The sequence below is a fragment of the Saccharopolyspora shandongensis genome (assembly GCF_900106995.1).
Lineage (GTDB): Bacteria > Actinomycetota > Actinomycetes > Mycobacteriales > Pseudonocardiaceae > Saccharopolyspora > Saccharopolyspora shandongensis.
Genome location: NZ_FNOK01000040.1, coordinates 64107 through 82192 on the forward strand (window position 1 = coordinate 64107; position 18086 = coordinate 82192).

General features: G+C 70.3%; 17 protein-coding genes and 1 tRNA gene. 6 read left to right on the forward strand and 12 right to left on the reverse strand.

Going from position 1 to position 18086, the window contains the following annotated elements; all coding sequences use genetic code 11:
* Nucleotides 1–40 precede the first annotated feature (40 nt).
* The 3 genes from BLW84_RS31830 to BLW84_RS31840 form a co-directional block, all read right to left on the reverse strand.
* The gene (locus tag BLW84_RS31830; RefSeq protein WP_093272985.1) at nt 41–997 is read right to left on the reverse strand and encodes a DUF3048 domain-containing protein; all 957 of its coding nucleotides are present in this window, start codon (nt 995–997) and stop codon (nt 41–43) included.
* Nucleotides 998–1069: 72 nt separating this feature from the next.
* Nucleotides 1070–1639, reverse strand: coding sequence for an NADPH-dependent FMN reductase (locus BLW84_RS31835; protein WP_093272987.1), 570 nt, complete (start codon nt 1637–1639; stop codon nt 1070–1072).
* 64 nt (nt 1640–1703) lie between these two features.
* On the reverse strand, nt 1704–2537 hold the full coding sequence (locus BLW84_RS31840) for an arylamine N-acetyltransferase family protein (protein ID WP_093272989.1): 834 nt from the start codon (nt 2535–2537) through the stop codon (nt 1704–1706).
* A gap of 153 nt (nt 2538–2690) precedes the next feature.
* Here BLW84_RS31840 and BLW84_RS31845 point away from each other — a divergent pair, with 153 nt between their 5' ends.
* The 3 genes from BLW84_RS31845 (at nt 2691) to BLW84_RS31855 (ending at nt 5673) form a co-directional block, all read left to right on the forward strand.
* A complete protein-coding gene (locus BLW84_RS31845; protein WP_093272991.1) occupies nt 2691–4226 on the forward strand; it encodes a UxaA family hydrolase in 1536 nt (511 codons plus the stop codon).
* A gap of 124 nt (nt 4227–4350) precedes the next feature.
* Nucleotides 4351–4848: a hypothetical protein gene (locus BLW84_RS31850; RefSeq protein ID WP_093272993.1), complete on the forward strand. Its 498-nt coding sequence runs from the start codon at nt 4351–4353 to the stop codon at nt 4846–4848.
* A 66-nt stretch (nt 4849–4914) separates the two neighbouring features.
* Entirely contained in the window at nt 4915–5673 is a 759-nt protein-coding gene (locus BLW84_RS31855) for a hypothetical protein (RefSeq protein ID WP_093272995.1), read from the forward strand.
* A gap of 4 nt (nt 5674–5677) precedes the next feature.
* On the opposite strand, the gene BLW84_RS31860 is transcribed toward BLW84_RS31855, so the two are convergent.
* Complete coding sequence (locus tag BLW84_RS31860) at nt 5678–6016, reverse strand: hypothetical protein (RefSeq protein WP_093272997.1); 339 nt, start codon at nt 6014–6016, stop codon at nt 5678–5680.
* 164 nt (nt 6017–6180) lie between these two features.
* Nucleotides 6181–6630 carry an Lrp/AsnC family transcriptional regulator gene (locus tag BLW84_RS31865; protein WP_093272999.1) on the reverse strand — a complete coding sequence of 150 codons (450 nt, stop codon included), beginning with the start codon at nt 6628–6630 and terminating at the stop codon, nt 6181–6183.
* A gap of 159 nt (nt 6631–6789) precedes the next feature.
* Between BLW84_RS31865 and BLW84_RS31870 the strand changes: the two genes are divergently transcribed.
* Entirely contained in the window at nt 6790–10227 is a 3438-nt protein-coding gene (locus BLW84_RS31870; RefSeq protein ID WP_093273001.1) for an indolepyruvate ferredoxin oxidoreductase family protein, read from the forward strand.
* Between the two features lie 64 nt (nt 10228–10291).
* Here the strand turns inward: BLW84_RS31870 and BLW84_RS31875 are convergent, their stop codons facing one another.
* Both BLW84_RS31875 and BLW84_RS31880 read right to left on the reverse strand, forming a co-directional pair.
* Entirely contained in the window at nt 10292–10672 is a 381-nt protein-coding gene (locus BLW84_RS31875; protein ID WP_245761526.1) for a GreA/GreB family elongation factor, read from the reverse strand.
* 210 nt (nt 10673–10882) lie between these two features.
* A complete protein-coding gene (locus tag BLW84_RS31880) occupies nt 10883–11611 on the reverse strand; it encodes a Clp protease N-terminal domain-containing protein (RefSeq protein WP_093273002.1) in 729 nt (242 codons plus the stop codon).
* 603 nt (nt 11612–12214) lie between these two features.
* Here BLW84_RS31880 and BLW84_RS31890 point away from each other — a divergent pair.
* Nucleotides 12215–12418, forward strand: a complete 204-nt coding sequence (locus BLW84_RS31890) for a cold-shock protein (protein WP_093273004.1) — start codon at nt 12215–12217, stop codon at nt 12416–12418.
* 176 nt (nt 12419–12594) lie between these two features.
* Here BLW84_RS31890 and BLW84_RS31895 read toward each other — a convergent pair whose 3' ends face one another.
* The 4 genes from BLW84_RS31895 to BLW84_RS31910 form a co-directional block, all read right to left on the reverse strand.
* Nucleotides 12595–12807, reverse strand: coding sequence for a hypothetical protein (locus BLW84_RS31895; protein WP_245761527.1), 213 nt, complete (start codon nt 12805–12807; stop codon nt 12595–12597).
* A 168-nt stretch (nt 12808–12975) separates the two neighbouring features.
* Nucleotides 12976–13047 (reverse strand) — tRNA-Val (locus BLW84_RS31900).
* A gap of 95 nt (nt 13048–13142) precedes the next feature.
* Nucleotides 13143–13607, reverse strand: coding sequence for a peroxiredoxin (locus BLW84_RS31905; RefSeq protein ID WP_093273006.1), 465 nt, complete (start codon nt 13605–13607; stop codon nt 13143–13145).
* A gap of 127 nt (nt 13608–13734) precedes the next feature.
* Nucleotides 13735–14169, reverse strand: coding sequence for a DUF3052 domain-containing protein (locus tag BLW84_RS31910; protein ID WP_093273008.1), 435 nt, complete (start codon nt 14167–14169; stop codon nt 13735–13737).
* 283 nt (nt 14170–14452) lie between these two features.
* On the opposite strand from BLW84_RS31910, the gene aceE reads away from it, so the two are divergent.
* On the forward strand, nt 14453–17218 hold the full coding sequence (gene aceE / locus BLW84_RS31915) for a pyruvate dehydrogenase (acetyl-transferring), homodimeric type (RefSeq protein ID WP_093273010.1): 2766 nt from the start codon (nt 14453–14455) through the stop codon (nt 17216–17218).
* Nucleotides 17219–17401: 183 nt separating this feature from the next.
* On the opposite strand, the gene BLW84_RS31920 is transcribed toward aceE, so the two are convergent.
* Nucleotides 17402–18049 (reverse strand): nicotinamide mononucleotide transporter family protein, encoded by a 648-nt coding sequence (locus BLW84_RS31920; protein WP_093273012.1) that lies wholly within the window; start codon nt 18047–18049, stop codon nt 17402–17404.
* Nucleotides 18050–18086 lie beyond the last annotated feature (37 nt).

Here is an 18086-nt window from a genome sequence, read left to right on the forward strand (position 1 = left end):
CAATATGGACCGGCATGCTGACCAGCCTGGAATCGCTCACCTAGACCGGGACCAGGGCGATCCAGACCTGCCCGGGCGCGAACGGGATCGGCTCGCCCGCCGGGGTGGTGAAGGCGGTGCCGACCTCAGGGGTCGGCCGGGACCAGCGGGCCTCGAACGACAGGCCGTCGCGGAGGACCAGCGCGCGCCCCTCCCCGACGGTTTCCGCGAACGGCGACACGTTCCCCACCACGTCGCGGAACGGCGAGGCGGACACCGGGACTTCCTGGAGCACCACCGTGCTCGCGCCGAGCCGTCCGCTGTCGGCAGCCGAGTACGGGCGGCCGTCCATCGACACCAGCCATCGCCGATCACCCGGCGACCAGGTGAAACCCACGCGCGCAGCCCGGTAGGCGACCTCCTCCCGGTCGGCGGGCACGCCGCCGGGAGGGGCCGCGCCGAACAGCAGCCGGGCGTTCGGCGACCAGCCCGCGCCCGCCGGAAGCCGGGCCGGGCGCACGAAGAGGTTGTGCGGCGCCTGGCCCGGTCCCCGGAAGTACGCGCCGGGAACGCTCGCCTGCGAGGCGTCGTTCACCGGTGCCCGCCCGATCTCCGGCAGGAGTTCCGGTGCCGCACCGGAGAACGCCAGCGTCGGATGCCCGAACTGGGGCAGCAGGCGCAGATCGGTCTGCCGGGCGCTGCGCACCGGCCCCACCACCGGCGGCAGGCCGGACGCGAAAACCGCTATCAGCCTGCTGATTCCCGCCTCGACCGGTTCGACGAAGACGACGTCGGCCGCGCCGATCCCGGTCGGCGGGCGGGCCGGCGGCGAGTTGTCCACCTTGACCGCGAGCACCGGCGGCCCGGCCGGCGGAGGCGGCGGTGGGGGCTCAGGAGGCGGCGGCGGGGCCGGCTCGGCGATCGGCACCGGCAGCGTCCCGGTGGGCTGCAGGGCCAACCCCCCGAGCACGACGCCCAGGACGGTGACCAGGGTTCCGAACACGCGCAACCACCACATCGCACCTCCACGACGGCAGTCGTCCGCTGCCGGGTAGCTTCGCGCGCCCCGGCAGCCACGACAAGCGGCCGATCAGCGGTACGGGCGCCGGATCCGGGCCTCCTTCGTCGCGCGCGCCCACCAGACGACCTGGTCCAGCATCAGTTTCGCCGCGCCCGCCGGGCCCGTCTCGTCCTTGGGATTGCCGGACTCGTCGAAGCGGTCATAGACGCCGTGGAAGCTCACGGTTTCGCGGACGGTCACCGCGTGCAGCTCGGCGAAGACCTGGCGGAGCTGCTCGACCGCCCGCAGGCCGCCGGAAATCCCGCCGTAGGAGACGAATCCGACCGGCTTGGTCTGCCACTCCGCGCCGGCGGTGTCGATGGCGTACTTCAGCGATGCCGGGTAGCCGTGGTTGTACTCGGGGGTGATCACGACGAACGCGTCCGCGGCGGCCAGCCGGCCGGTGTACGCCGTCAGCTCCGGGGTGGGTCCGGCCGGGTGCACCGCGGGGAGTTCGAGCTCGGCCAGGTCGATGAGGTCGACGTCCAGTTCCGGGTGCTGCTCCGCCAGGCCGGCGAACCAACCGGCCACCGTCCCGGCGAAGCGACCCTCCCTGGTGCTGCCGACGATGACGCCCAGTCGCAACAGGTCTTCGGACATTTTCGGTTTCCCTTCAGGATGACTGCCTTGCGGGACCATCCTGAAACCTCGACATTACTCGAAGTCAAATCTCCTTGTCCTGAGTGGACCCGTGCCGCGCCCGGAGCGCGTCGACCTCGGCGTCGCTCACTCGCACATCGAGGCCGCGCAGGACGGATTCCAGCTGGTCGACGGAGACCTTGGTGACCTCGGCGCGGCCGCCGGGGCGCTCCACCGTGAGCTCGTCGCCGACCAGGCGACGGCTGATCCCCTGGTCCAGCCGCATGACGACCAGCTTGCGGCCGAACGGCGACCGGGGATGCGTCGAAATGAAGTGGTGCGCCACCTCGTAGTCGGTGAAGTGCTGCGGCATCTCGTCGGAGGAGTGCAGCGCTTCCCAGCCTTCCGCGGTCTCGATCTCCAGCGTCCACAGTGCACCCTCGCGGACCAGGCGGTGCTTCCAGCCGGCCTGGTCGACCAACGCCCCGTCCTCGAACGGCATCGGCGTGAACAGGTTCGCGCCGAAGCCCACGTCGGCCAGGTGGTCGGTGCCGTCGGCGCGCACCCGGAGCATCGCGTGGGTCCGGAAGCCGAACTGCCGCGGCCGGGTCCGCGCCATCCGGCGCTCCACGTCGAACCCCAGGTTCTCCAGCGCCGCCGCGAACAGCAGCGCATGCTCGTAGCAGTAGCCGCCGCGGCCGCGCCGGACGAGCTTGTCGTTGATGACGGGCAGCGCGATCCCGGGATGCTGCCCGAGGATCACGTCGATGTTCTCGAAGGGGATGGCGCGCACGTGCGCCTCGTGCAGCGACCGCAGCGCCTCCGCCGACGGCTCGACCCGCGGGTGACCGATCCGGGCCAGGTAGGCGTCGACGTCAACGGTCTCGATCTGCCATTCGCCGTGCTCGTTCTCGCTCATGCCCAAAGCCTGGCAATTCGACCGCCCTGGAGGTCAAGGCGCAGATCCGGGATTTCCGGCGCAGCGCGCGCGAATCCCGTGCCGTTGACATCGAACGCGAGCCGCAAATACGGTATATCAACCGGTGTTCGAAATACCAGACATGGAGCGGACATGCCGAACATTCCGACCCTCATCCACCTGCGCGACGAGGACGACGTTGCCATCGCCGGCGCCGACCTGGGCGCGGGCACCGAAACCAGGGTCGGCGGCGGCGCGGTCGTGCTGCGCGCGGACGCGCCGCGCGGGCACAAGGTGGCGGTGCACGACATCGCGGCGGGCAGCGCGGTGCGCCGGTACGGCCAGGTGATCGGCTTCGCCGGCCGGGACATCGCCGCCGGGGAGCACATCCACCTGCACAACCTCGAATACCGCGAGTTCGAGCGGGCCTACGAGTTCGCCGTCGACGCCCAGCCCGAACAGCTCCTGCCCGCGGACCAGCGCGCCACCTTCCAGGGCTACGTCCGCTCCGACGGCAAGGTCGGCACCCGCAACTACCTCGGCGTGCTCACCAGCGTCAACTGCTCGGCGACCGCGGCGAAGCTCATCGCCCAGCAGATGCGGTTCTCCGGCGTGCTGGACGACTTCCCGAACGTCGACGGCGTCGTCGCGCTCACCCACGGCACCGGCTGCGGCATGGCCCCCGACGGCGAGGGCATCGACGTGCTGCGGCGCGTCATGCGCGGCTACCTCACGCACCCGAACTTCGCCGGCTTCCTCGTCCTCGGCCTCGGCTGCGAGGACAACCAGATCGTCAAGCTCACCGAGGACGTCGAGCTGCGCAGCGGCCTGCCGGTCGTCACCGCCACCATCCAGGAGCTCGGCGGCACCACCAAGACCGTCCGCGCGGGCGTCGGCCGGCTCACCGAGCTGCTGCCCGAGGTCGACAAGGTCGAGCGCACCGCGGTGCCGGCCAGCGAACTCGTCCTCGGCACCAACTGCGGCGGCTCGGACTCCTACTCCGGCATCACCGCCAACCCCGCGCTCGGCGCGGCGGTCGACCGGCTCGTCGCGCACGGCGGCACCGGCATCGTCGGCGAAACCCCCGAGATCTACGGCACCGAGCACATGCTCGCCCGCCGCGCCGCCAGCCGCGAGGTCGGCGAGAAGCTCCTGGACAAGATCGCCTGGTGGCAGGACTACACCGCCAAGAACGGCGGTTCGATGGACAACAACCCGTCCCCCGGCAACAAGGCGGGCGGCCTGACGACCATCCTGGAGAAGTCGCTGGGCGCGGTCGCGAAGGGCGGCACCACGACGCTGCGCGACGTCGTCGACTACGCCGCCCCCGTCACCAGCAAGGGCTTCGTGTTCATGGACACGCCCGGCTACGACCCGGTGTCGGTGACCGGGATCGTGGCGGGTGGCGCCAACGTCGTCTGCTTCACCACCGGCCGCGGATCGGCGTTCGGCTGCTCCCCCGTCCCGAGCCTCAAGCTCGCCACCAACACCCCGCTCTACGAGCACATGAGCGAGGACATGGACATCAACGCGGGCAGCATCATCGACGGCGAGACCAGCGTCGAGCAGCTCGGCGAGCAGATCTTCGACCACGTCCTGCGCGTCGCCTCCGGCGAGCACACCAAGAGCGAAGACCTCGGCTACGGCGAGGAGGAGTTCGTCCCCTGGCACATCGGCACCGTCATGTGACGGCCCCGGGTCACGTCGGGGAATTCCCGCGCCAGACTCGGGGAATCGCCCGGATGGCGTGGAGCGGCTGCGGCACCAGCATTGCGGGCAACCGAAGCAAGCCCCGCGAATGACAGGGACTTCAATGCACACCGCAACGCCGGTCCGGCAGTGCGCGCCCACCAAGTGGACCCGTCCGCTGCAGGTCACCACCGTGATCTGCGCGGTGGTGTTCACCATCGGCACGGCATTGCAGAACTTCGTCATCGTCGACCTGGCGATGCTCGAGAACACCATGCAACTGGCCGGAATGGCGCCCGAGCAGGCCGCCGAGAGCGCACCCGGGTTCCTGCTCGGCTTCCGCACCGTCGGCTGCCTCTACATCGCCGGCAACGCCATCGGCCTGCTCGCCATGCAGGGCCGGACCTGGGTCTTCTGGGCGGTGCTGGTGGTGAACCTGACGCAGGCCGCGGGTGTGGTGGCGATCCCGCCGGAGGTCTTCCAGGCCTCGGTCGAGGAGTTCGGGTTCGCCGGGGTGCTGCCGTCCGTCGTCACCGATGGCGGCGCGCTGTTGCTGGGCCTGGTGCTGCTCGGCTTCCTGATCCGCTTCCGCTCCCCGTGGGCGCAGCTCAAAACCGCCTGATCAGCGGCACCGCGTCGCACGGTTGGGCCTTACTCGATGCGCCGCGCGCTGGCTAGATTCGAAAACATGAGCGAATTACCGCAGGCGGGTGGTCGCGAGCACGAGTACTGGTTCGACAGCGACTACGCCCAGTTGATCGAAGCGTTGCGGCAGGGAGACGACCTGGCCGACATCGCCGCGGAGTTGCAGCGCAGCGTGCGCGCGGTCGAAGGCCGGCTCAGGTACCTGATCCCCACCGATGCCGTGCGGGGCGCGCGGGCCAGGGAGGACTGGCTGCGCGCGAAGCTCGCCGAAGAGCCCGACTACGACTGGCGCGCCGTCGCGCTGCGGAACTACGCCGCCGAGGAACGGCGGTACTGGGCCGCGACCGACGAGCGCGAGCTCATCGCGGGCTGGCGGCGGCGAACGTTCCTGCCGGCGCTCGCAGAAGGGCTGCGCGCCTCGGACTTCCAGGTCGCGCGGCACCTCTGCCGCCTCGGCCTGGCGGCCTCGGTGACGGACGTCGTCGAGCACCTCGGCGCCGCGCCCGGCAGCACCACGGAGATCCGCGCCCGGATGCACGCCGACCGGGCCGCGGCGGCGGTGTGGGTGCTCGTGGTGGACGGCGCGGGCACCCGGATTCCGCTGTTCGACGGGCAACGGCGGCACATCTCGCTGCACGCCGGCTTCGACGACGCGCAGCGGCGCCTGGATCAGCTGCTCCGCCAGGCCGGCCGCCACCACCGCGACGAACTCCGCTGGAGCCTCGCCGAACGCACCATCGGCGAGGACGCGCACGGGGCCACCCACCACGACCTGACCCCGCCGCCCGCGGTGGCCGGCTGACGGCTCAGGCCAGCAGGTGGGGGCACTCGTCGGGTTCGCCGAGCGGACCGGGCCAGTCGAGGGAGTGCCAGAAGCCCAGCGCCTCGGTACTGCGTTCGATCGGCGCAGTGCTCCACCGGTAGTCCGGCCAGGTGCGCCGCAGGAGGTCGATCGCGATCGTGGCCAGGCCCCGCCGCCGGCAGCGCCGGTCGATGCGGATGTACTCCACGACCGCGACCCGGCAGCCGTGGCAGATCCGGAGTTCCAGGTCGCCGACGACGAGCCCGTCCAGGCGGATCTCGACGCCCGGCGGACCGGTGGGCAGCAGCGCCGGCACGGCGGCCAGCTCAAGATCCCCGACCATGTGATCAGGATGTGCGGTCCACGCCCGTTTGTCTCGCCGAACCCGGATTCCGGCGGAAGTCGGCGCCCCGAAGCCGTGCCACCTGGTCACGTGGTCCGTGAGTACTTCGTGTCGCTATGGCAACCAAAAGTGCGCACGGGCACTGACCCGCGGAGACGTTCCGCTCAGCGGCGGCCGCGTTCCCAGGAATCCAGCGCGATCAGCGTCTTGGTGCTGGTGACCCGGTGGCTCCGGCGGATCTCGTCGATGGTGCGCTGCAGGTGCGCCATGTCCCGGACCCGCAGCCACACCAGCGCATCCGGGTCGCCCGCGATCGTGAACACCGCCTGCGCCTCGGGCATCCGGGTCGTCGTCTGGATGATCTCGTCCACGCCGCTGGTGCCCAGGAACCGCAGCTCGATGAACGCCTCGACGGCCCAGCCGAGCTTCGCGTGATCCACCTGCACCGTGTACCCGCGGATCACGCCGGCCTCCTCCAGCCGGTCGATCCGCCGCTTCACGGCGGCCGTCGACAACGTCACCCGGCTGGCGATGTCCGACAGCGTCCGCCGCGCGTCCTCGCGCAGCAGCGCCAGGATTTCGTGATCTGTCGCGTCGAGCGTTGGGTCGGCCATGGATCGCGATGTTACGCAAAATTCGGGCGTCTTACGGCATCTGTACTACCGAAGTTTGCGTGCTTCCCGCAGTTTCGGGTCTCGGTGTTGTGCACCACACCGCGCATCCGCTGAAGTGTCGGCGATCACGATCCGCGTGCCCGACCGAGGGAGTTCGACATGGCCGCCTTCACCCTGGACGACCGCTACCTCCAGGAGTCGGGCACCGTCTACGTGACCGGGGTGCAGGCCCTGGTGCGGCTGTTGTTCGACCGGATCCGGCACGACCGCCGCCACGAGCTGCGCACCGCGGCGTTCGTCTCCGGCTACGAGGGCTCGCCGCTGGCCGGGTTCGACCTGGAACTGGCCCGCCGCGCGAAGCTGCTCGCCGACCACGACGTGGTCCACCGGCCGGGCCTGAACGAGGAGCTGGCCGCGACGTCGGTGATGGGCAGCCAGCTCACCGAGGGGCTCGGCACGCAGCGCCCGGACGGCGTCGTCGGCGTCTGGTACGGCAAGGCGCCGGGCCTGGACCGAGCCAGCGACGCGCTGCGCCACGCCAACCTCGCGGGCACGAATCCGCGCGGCGGCGCGGTCGCGCTGATCGGCGACGACCCGAACGCGAAGTCCTCGACGGTTCCGGCGGCCTCGGAGGCGGCGCTCGCGGACCTGGCGATGCCGGTGTTCTTCCCGGCGGACTCGCAGGACCTGCTCGACTTCGGGCTGCACGCGGTGGAGCTGTCCCGGGCCAGCGGGTTGTGGACATCGATCAAGGTGGTCGCCAACGTCGCGGACGCGGCAGGCACGGCGGTCGTCACGCCGGACTGGACCGCGCCCGAGATCCCGGCGGAGCTCAAGCCGTACTCGCACCGCCCCAGCGCGCGTCTGCTCGGCGCCGAGCTGGCCGGGCTGGAGCACAGCCTGCACAACCGACGCCTGCCGCTGGCGGTGGAGTACCTCCGGCGCAGCGGCGTCAACCGGGTGGTGCGCTCGGGCCCGGCGGACCGGATCGGCATCGCGGCAGCCGGGAAGTCCTATTTGGACATCCGGCAGGCGCTGCGGGCGCTCGGCCTCGGCGAGGCCGAGCTGGCCGCCTACGGGATCCGGCTGCTCAAGCTCGGCGCGATCTACCCGCTCGACCCGCAGCTCATCCGGGACTTCGCGACCGGGCTCACCGAGATCGTCGTGGTCGAGGAGAAGCGCTCGTTCCTCGAAACGGCCATCAAGGAAGTCCTCTACGGCCGGCCCGACGCCCCGGCCGTCCACGGCAAGAAGGGGCCGGACGGCGGCACGCTGTTCACCGAGCTCGGCGAGCTCGATCCGGACCGCATCGCCAAGGGCCTGGCCGGCCGGCTGACCGCGCACGGCGAGATCGAGGCGGTCGACGCCTGGCGGCAGCGCCGCCGCCGCGAGCGCATCGCCGTCCCGCTGCTGGCGCGCACGCCGTACTTCTGCTCGGGCTGCCCGCACAACTCGTCGACGAAGGTGCCGGACGGCACGGTGGTGGGCGCCGGTATCGGCTGCCACACGATGGCGCTGTTCATGGACGCCGACCAGGTCGGCGACGTCGTCGGCATCACGCAGATGGGCGGCGAGGGCGCCCAGTGGATCGGCATGGCCCCGTTCGTCGGCACCGAGCACTTCGTGCAGAACATCGGCGACGGCACCTTCACGCACTCCGGCAGCCTCGCCGTGCGCGCGGCGGTCGCCGCCGGGGTCAACATCACGTACAAGCTGCTGCACAACTCGGCCGTGGCGATGACCGGCGGCCAGGACGCGGTCGGCGCCCTGCCGCTGGCGCGGCTGACCGAGGTCCTGCTGCTGGAAGGCGTCGCCAAGGTCATCGTCACCAGCGACGCGCCGAAGCGGCTGACCGGCAAGCTGCCCCGCGGCGTCGAGGTCCGGCACCGCGACGATCTGCTGCGCGCGCAAGAAGAACTCGCCGCCGTACCCGGCGTGACGGTGCTGGTCCACGACCAGGAGTGCGCGGCCGAGAAGCGCCGCAAGCGCCGCCGCGGCAAGCAGCCGACGCCGCCGGAGAAGGTGCTGATCAACGAGCGGGTCTGCGAGGGCTGCGGGGATTGCGGCGCCAAGTCCAACTGCCTCTCGGTGCAGCCGGTGTCGACCGAGTTCGGCCGCAAGACGCAGATCCACCAGTCCTCGTGCAACGTCGACTACTCCTGCCTGGCCGGTGACTGCCCGTCGTTCCTGACCGTGGTGCCCAGCGGCCGCAGGGCGCGCCGCGAGATCAGCGAGGTCAGCGCCGACGAGCTGCCCGAGCCCGCGCGCGGGACCGGTGACTTCACCGTCCGCATCACCGGCATCGGCGGCACCGGCGTCGTCACGGTCACGCAGATCCTCGCGACGGCGGCGGTGATCGACGGCAGGCAGGTCCGCACGCTCGACCAGATCGGCCTCGCGCAGAAGGGCGGCGCGGTGGTCTCCGACCTCAAGATCACCGCGGAACCCGTTGCGCAGGCGCCGAAACTGGCCGCCGGCGAATGCGACCTGTACCTGGGTTGCGACCTGCTGGTGGCGGCCGACCCGGTGCACCTCGCGGCGGCCGACGCCGAGCGGACGACGGCGGTGGTGTCCACCACCGAGGTCCCGACCGGCCGGATGGTCGTGGACACCGCCGTCTCGTTCCCGGTGCAGTCCGGCATCCGCGCCGCCCTCGACGACGCCACCGCGCGGGCGTTCTACCTGGATGCGCGCGGCCTCGCCGAGCAGCTCTTCGACGACGACCAGTTCGCCAACATCCTGCAGCTCGGCGCGGCTTACCAGGCGGGTTCGCTGCGGCTGTCGGCCGAGAGCATCGAGCGCGCGATCGAGCTCAACGGAACGGAGGTGGCGGCCAACGTCCAGGCGTTCCGCCGTGGCCGCCAGGCGATCGCGGACCCGGACGCGCTGCAGGCCGAGATCACCCCGCCGCCGGCGGCGCCCCGCGAGCCGAGCGCGGCGGCGCGGCGAGTGCGGGCGCTGGTCAAGGCCGCGGAGGGTTCGGAACTGGCGCGGCTGCTGGACATCCGGATTCCCGACCTCGTCGACTACCACGACGAGAACTACGCGCGCACCTACGCGGAGTTCGTCGAGGAGGTGCGCGGCCGCGGGGCGGACGCGGTGACCGAGGCGGTGGCCCGCAACCTCTACAAGCTGATGGCCTACAAGGACGAGTACGAGGTCGCCCGCCTCTCGCTCGACGAGGGCCTGCTGGCCGACATCGAAGCCCAGTTCGGCGCGGGCTCCCGGTTCGCGTTCCGCCTGCACCCGCCGGTGCTCCGCGCGCTCGGCATGAAGCGGAAGATCAGCCTCGGCCCCTGGTTCGGCAACGTGCTGCGGGTGCTGCGCGCGGCGCGGAAGGTCCGCGGCACCCGCCTGGACCCGTTCGGCTACGCCAAGGTCCGCCGCGTCGAGCGGGAACTGGTCGGCGAGTACCGGACGACGATCACCAAGGCCCTGGCGAAGCCGGACCACCCGGCGGTCCTGGAGCTGGCCGAGCTGCCGGACGTCGTCCGCGGCTACGAGGAGATCAAGCTGGCGAACGTCGAGACCTACCGCCGGCGCCAGGCCGAACTACTCAGGTCGCTGGACACCGCCGAGGTCGTCGCCGCCTCGTGAACGGACGGAAGGGTGCCTCCCGCCCGCCCGGCGGGAGGCACCCTTCCGTCTGCTGTGGACGAGCTCAGTCCGGTGGCCGGATGCTGACGACCTCCACCTGCGTTTTGCCTTCCGGCGTCGGGAAGCTGACCTTCTCCCCAGGTCGACTTCCGGCCACCGCCAGGCCCAGCGGGCTGTCGGAGGTGAACGTGGTGTCCTCTTCGCCGTCGGGGATCTCCTCGGGGATCGCCACGACGCGGTAGGCCTGCGTCGCGCCGTCGGGCAACCGCAAGGTCACCTCGGTACCGGCCGCCAAGCCCCGGACGTCGGACGGCCCGCCGGTGAGTATGCCCTCCAGCTCGGCGATGCGGTCGTCGATCGCGACGAGCTCGTCACCGCCCTGCAACTCCTGCGCGGCGTCGCCCCTGTCCCCGGAGTCGTCGCCCTGCCTCAGCTCGTCGACCAACTGCTGCCGCCGCGCGCAGCGTGCGGATCTCCTCGGTCAACCGAGCCCGACCCACCGCGGATTCCTCGCCACCCATGATCGATCCCTTCACCGGCCCCCGACTGCCATCATCAGCGGTTGCCCGGCCTCGGGCGAGGCGAAACCGGCGGGTGCGCGACCGCGGAGCCCGTTGGCATCCCCGCAGGCCAACGGGCTCCGCCGCCAGGTGGCTCACTCCTCCCGGGTGGCCACGATCGCGTCGAGCGCAGCGGTGATGTTGGCTTCGGCAGCGGCTTTCTCGATGCCCAGCCCGGAGAGCAAACCGGTGCCGTCCTCGTTCTCCAACAGCGCGAGCAGGATGTGCTCGGTGCCGACGTAGTTGTGCCCCAGCCGCAGCGCCTCCCGGAAGGTCAGCTCCAGCACCTTCTTCGCCGCGGCGTCGAACGGGATGAGTGGCGGCACTTCGTCGGCGGCAGGCGGCAACGCCTCGGCCACGGACTCCCGGATGGTGTCCGGCGACACGCCCTGAGCGACGATCGCCTTCGCGCCGAGCCCGTTCGGCTCGCCCAGCAGCCCCAGCACCAGGTGCTCGGGCCGGATCTCGACGCTGCCCGAGGTGCGGGCCTCGGCCTGCGACAGCACCACGACATTCCGCGCCCGGTCGGTGAACCGGGCGAACCCCTGGCTCATGTCGAGGCCGGCATCGGCCTTCGGCACGAACCGCTTCTGGGCGGCCTGCTTCGAGACGCCCATGCTCTTGCCGATCTCGGTCCAGGAAGCGCCGGACCGCCGGGCCTGGTCGACGAAGTGCCCGATCAGGTGATCGGCGACCTCCCCGAGGTGATCGGCGGCGATGACGGCATCGGAGAGCTGGTCGAGGGCGTCGGGGCGCGCCTTCTTGATGGCCTGGATCAACGCGTCCAGCGAAACGTGGTTGGAAACCTGCACCTTGTCGTCCATACGTCAACCATAGGTTGACGTTCTCTTGGCGTCAACTCTGAGTTGACGATGATCCGGGGAGCCGCCACCTCAGGGCGCGGGCGAACGCCAACGCGTCGGCGTCGACGGGTTCCGCCCGAGCGGCCGACCGGAGCCAAGCGGCAAGCGGCCCGGCCAAGGCAGGCGAAAGGGCGGCGATCCACCGAGCGCTCCCGGCCCGCGCCTCCGCGACGTGCTCGGTCGAGCCACCGCCGAGGTCCGCAACGACATCCGGCCTGGTCGCAAGCAACCCCCCGACCCGCCAATCGCCGCCGGTCGAAACGGCGGCAAGCCGCTCAAGCGCCTCGGCCACCCCAAGCAGCTCGCCCCGCTCACTCGCATCCACGCCCACATCATCCAGCCATCCCCCGAACCGGTAGGTCGTCGGGCACACAGCGCGCCCCGGAGGTGCTAACCTGACCTCGGTCGTATTGAATTCTGAGTTCGTGTTCTCGGCACGCTCGCAGGACGAGTTGCGGGCGAGCTTCTCCCTTTGGTTCAGCTGAAGTGGTAGCCGTCTGAAACTACGGCCCGGGTTGCCGCACCAGCGGCGGTCCGTCTTCAGTTCCACAGAGGAGACAGTAAATGGCACAGGGAACCGTCAAGTGGTTCAACGCCGAAAAGGGCTTCGGCTTCATCGCCCCCGACGACGGCGGCGCTGACGTGTTCGTCCACTACTCGGCGATCGACTCCAGCGGCTTCCGCACGCTGGAGGAGAACCAGCAGGTCAACTTCGAGGTCACGCAGGGCCCGAAGGGCCCGCAGGCCAGCAGCGTCCGCCCGCTCTGAGCATCCTCAGAAGCTAGCGGTTAATAACATCGACGCGGCTCCTCCCACTCGGGAGGAGCCGCGTCGCGTTTCAGCACCCGGGACCGCGCGGAACGAGGCGGAACCGCCGACGGCGTCAAGCCAGTCGCGAACGGCCGCATCCCACACAGGAGGCGGGATCGCCAAACCCCGAGGCGTCAGAAGGCACTGCGGACGGTGCCGCCGTCAACGCGGATCGTCGCGCCGCTGATGCACTCGGCGTACGGGCTGCACGGGTAGGCGACCGCGCCGGCGATCTCCTCCGGCCTGCCGTAGCGGACCCGGTCGTTGGGCACGATCTCGCGGACCGAGTTGTACTCGATCTCCTCCCAGGTCTGCCCACCGCCGCGCTCCGGCGACAGCTCGGTCACCTCGCGTGACCGAGACCGCCTACCGAAAGCAGATCAGACTGTGATCATCCAGGGCTCACAGGCAATGGACGGGATCTTCGCGAGACCAAATCGGGGGTCGTAGTCACTCAACTTGGCCGACGAGGAAGCGCAGCTTCAGCAGTACCCCGTTGACCTGGAGTTTCTAGGTGGGCGCAGTAGGGTTCGAACCTACGACCCCTTGCTTGTAAGGCAAGTGCTCTTCCGCTGAGCTATGCGCCCCGTTGGTGGCCGTCCGGGTTCATCCGATCGGATCACTTCGAACACCCTACCGGTGTTTCGCGCCGTGATCGGCACCCGGTCGGCCACCGCTTCGCTCAGGCCTTGAGCTCGGCGAGTGCCTTCTTCCAGACATCCTGGTCGCGGGCCTCACCCGGCTGGTTCACCTCGGCGAAGCGGACCTTGCCCTCGGTGTCGATCAGGAACGTGCCGCGGTTGGCCATGCCGGCCGCCTCGTTGAACACGCCGTAGGCCTTGGCGATCTCGCCGTGCGGCCAGAAGTCCGACAGCAGTGGGAAGGTGTAGCCCTCCTTCTCCGCCCATGCCTTGAGCGCGAACGGCGAGTCGACGGACACGCCGAGGACCTGGACGTCGTCGTTCTGGAACTCACCGAGGTCGTCGCGGACCTGGCACAGCTCGCCCTGGCAGATCCCGCTGAACGCGAACGGGTAGAAGACCAGCAGCACGTTCTTCTTGCCGCGGAAGTCGGCCAGCGAGACCTTCTCCTTGTTGAAGTCCGGCAACGTGAAGTCCGGCGCCTGCGCGCCGACCTCGACCGTCATGAGGATTCCTCCTGATCGACGTGACCTTGTCATCGCCGAACCTACACCGACCCGACCGCCGTGGGCACCGATGGCGAGCACCGGTGCCCACGGGGTGGACATGCGCACTGCGATTTGCGACGGCCGATCAGCGCTTGGCCTTCGCCTTCCGGTAGGCCAATCTGGTACCCATCCAGCCCTCGCCGAGGCTGACCTTCCCCGTCTGGGCGAGGTTCGCCGTCGATGCCGCCTCTGAGATGTCGGCCGGCTCGACGTAGCCCTCCCGGCCGGTCTTCGGGGTCAGCACCCAGATGACCCCTTCATCTGACAGCGGCGTCATGGCATCGAGAAGCGTGTCCGTCAGGTCGCCGTCGTCTTCGCGCCACCACAGCAGCACGACATCGACCACTTCGTCGGCATCTTCGTCGAGGATTTCGCTCCCGCAGCGCTCCTCGATCGCGGCTCGGACGTCGTCATCGACGTCTTCGTCCCAGCCGAGTTCCTGGACAACCATCTCCGGCTCGATGTCGAGCCTCTCGGCGACGTCGGCTTCGCCTTTACCGGCGTCTCCCGCGGCGACCACGGTTTGCTCACTCCTCCAATGCACCGGTGCGGCGACCGTCCGACGCCGCACACCTTCTAGATCTGGCGGATAGCGAACACTGCCGACCGCCATCCGCGCAACTGCTAACGGCACGACACGCCGTAGCAACGCGTTGGGATTCGACTCTAGACCGGCCGGCACGACATCAACAGTCTGGTTCGCCTCCGGTGTGCGCATCGGGGGCCGAGATGGTGGACCATGAGAGTGTCGGACATCACTGCCCGGCGTCCTGCCACGTCCACGACGTAGTCGAGGAGTTCCCTTGTCTCCGCTCAACAACGACGCCCCCGTGCCCGCGCAGCGGGTGCGGGTCATCCGGGACGGTCTCGCCTCCCACCTGCCGGACATCGATCCGCAGGAGACCGAGGAGTGGTTGCAGTCCTTCGACTCGGTGCTGTCGGCCAACGGACAGCAGCGCGCCCGCTACCTCATGCTGCGGCTGCTCCAGCGCGCCCGCGAATCCGGTGTCGGCGTCCCCTCGCTGACCAGCACGGACTACGTCAACACCATCCCCACCGAGCAGGAGCCGTGGTTCCCCGGCGACGAGGAGACCGAACGCCGCTACCGGGCCTGGATGCGGTGGAACGCCGCGATGATGGTGCACCGCGCGCAGCGGCCGGGCATCGGCGTCGGCGGCCACATCTCGTCCTTCGCGTCCTCCGCCAGCCTCTACGAGGTCGGCTTCAACTGGTTCTTCCGCGGCAAGGACCACCCGGGTGGCGGTGATCACCTCTACATCCAGGGCCACGCCTCCCCCGGCATCTACGCCCGCGCCTTCCTGGAGGGCCGGCTGTCCGCCGACCGGCTCGACGGGTTCCGCCAGGAGTACTCGCACGCCGGCCCGGGCGGCGGCCTGCCGTCCTACCCGCACCCGCGGCTGATGCCGGACTTCTGGGAGTTCCCCACGGTCTCCATGGGCCTGGGGCCGATGAACGCGATCTACCAGGCGCGCTTCGACCGCTACCTGCACGACCGCGGCATCAAGGACACCAGCCAGCAGCGCGTGTGGGCGTTCCTCGGCGACGGCGAGATGAACGAACCCGAGTCGCGCGGGTTGCTGCAGGTCGCGGCCAACGACGGGCTGGACAACCTCACCTTCGTGATCAACTGCAACCTGCAGCAGCTCGACGGACCCGTGCGCGGCAACGGGAAGATCATCCAGGAGCTGGAGGCGTTCTTCCGCGGCGCCGGCTGGAACGTGATCAAGGTGGTCTGGGGCCGCGAGTGGGACTCGCTGCTGCACGCCGACCGCGACGGCGCCCTGGTGAACCTGATGAACACCACCCCGGACGGCGACTACCAGACCTACAAGGCCAACGACGGGGCGTTCGTCCGGGAGCACTTCTTCGGCCGCGACCCGCGCACCAAGGAGATGGTCAAGCACCTCACCGACGACCAGATCTGGGGCCTGCGCCGCGGCGGCCACGACTACCGCAAGGTCTACGCGGCCTACAAGGCGGCCACCGAGCACCACGGCCAGCCGACCGTGATCCTCGCGAAGACGATCAAGGGCTACGGCCTCGGCCCGCACTTCGAGGGCCGCAACGCCACCCACCAGATGAAGAAGCTGACGCTGGACGACCTGAAGCTGTTCCGGGACAGCCTGCGGATCCCGATCAGCGACGACGAGCTCGACCCGTACCTGCCGCCGTACTACCACCCCGGACAGGACGCGCCGGAGATCCAGTACCTGCAGGACCGGCGCCGGCAGCTGGGCGGCTACCTGCCGGAGCGGCGGGCCAAGACCAAGCCGCTGGTGCTGCCCGGTGACAAGGTCTACGAGGTGGTCCGGCGCGGCTCCGGCAAGCAGGAGGTCGCCACCACGATGGCGTTCGTCCGGCTGCTCAAGGACCTCGCCAAGGACCGCGAGATCGGGGCGCGGATCGTGCCGATCATCCCGGACGAGGCCCGCACGTTCGGCATGGACTCGATGTTCCCGTCGCAGAAGATCTACAACCCGCTCGGCCAGCTCTACACGCCGGTGGACTACCAGCTGATGCTGGCCTACCGGGAGAGCGAGCAGGGCCAGATCCTGCACGAGGGCATCAACGAGGCCGGCTCGACCTCGTCGTTCACCGCCGCGGGCACCAGCTACGCCACGCACGGCGAGCCGATGATCCCGGTCTACATCTTCTACTCGATGTTCGGCTTCCAGCGCACCGGCGACAGCTTCTGGGCGGCGGCCGACCAGATGGCGCGCGGGTTCGTGCTCGGCGCGACCGCCGGGCGGACCACGCTGACCGGTGAGGGCCTGCAGCACGCCGACGGGCACTCGCAGTTGATCGCCGCGACGAACCCCGCGGTGGTCGCGTACGACCCGGCGTGGTCGTTCGAGGTGGCGCACATCGTCAAGGACGGCCTGCGGCGGATGTTCGGCGAGAACCCCGAGGACGTCTTCTACTACCTGACCATCTACAACGAGCCGTACCAGCAGCCGGCCGAGCCGGCGGACCTGGACGTCGACGGGCTGCTGCGCGGCCTGTACCGGTACCAGGCCGCGCCGGGCGGCTCGGGGCCGCGGGCACAGATCCTCTCGTCGGGCGTGATCATGCCGCTGGCGCTGAAGGCGCAGCAGATGCTGGCCGAGGAATGGGGTGTGCAGGCCGACGTCTGGTCGGCGACGTCCTGGTCGCAGCTGCGGCGCGAGGCCGAGGCCGCCGACCGGCACAACCTGATGCACCCGGAGGCCGAACCGCAGGTGCCGCACGTGACCCGGGCGCTGGCGGACGCCGCCGGGCCGGTGGTCGCGGTCAGCGACTGGATGCGCGCGGTGCCGGACCTGATCCGGCCGTGGGTGCCCGGCGACATGGTCAGCCTCGGCGCCGACGGGTTCGGGTTCTCCGACACCAGGCCGGCCGCGCGGCGGGTGTTCCTGGTGGACGCGGAGTCCACGGTGGTCGCGACGCTGGCCGCGCTGGCCCGCACCGGCCAGGTGGACAAGGCCAAGGTGATCGAGGCGACCCGGCGCTACCGGCTGGACGACGTCCAGGCCGCGGGGCCGCAGACGTCGGATCCCGGCGTCGCCTGATCGAGGAACGACCGCGGGGCGCTCGCCGGGTGGCGGGCGCCCCGAGGCGTGCCGGGCGCGGGATCAGACCGCGTGCAGGCCCGGGCCGCGGTCCTGGGTGACGAAGCGGGCCGCCGGATGAACACGCCCCGCCGGCCCGCACGAGGTGATCGCGGGTGTCCCGGCTTCGACCGAAACCGGTGGTCAGCCCGCGACGGCAGCGCTCTCGCGGGTGCGCTGGACGCGTGCCGTGCGGTTCCAGCTCCACCAGCCGTGGATCACCAGCGCCGCGAAGACGACGTAGATCGCCGCGCTGAAGTACAGGCCGGAGGCGATCTGCAGCGGCACGCCGACCGCGTCGACGGCCAGCCAGACCAGCCAGAATTCGACGAGGCCGCGGCCCTGCGCCCAGAACGCGACCAGGGTGCCGATGAAGATCCAGGCGTCCGGCCACGGGGCCCACGAGGCGTCCAGCGCGGACAGCAGCATCGCGAACGCGGCGGTGCCCAGCGCCAGCGCGGCGATCAGCACGAGCCGTTCGACGGCGCCGGCCTTGCGCACCACGACGCCGTAAACCGGGTCGCTGCGCCGGTTCCAGGCCCACCAGCCGTAGAACGAGATCAGCAGGATGATCACCTGCCGGACGGCCAGCCCGCCCAGGTGAGCGGAGGCGTAGACGGCGAACAGCAGCACCGTCGCGGACACCTGCACCGGCCAGGTCGCGAGGGTTCTGCGTTGCGCAAGGAAGACGACGGCGAGCGCGCACAGCTGGCCGATCAGTTCTGCCCAGGAGATCTTCTGGCCCAGCACGGTGAACCCGTTGTCGAGCACCCATTCCGCGATTGCCTGCACGCCCGCTCCTCCCGCCGGATGCGAACGCACCGGGGTA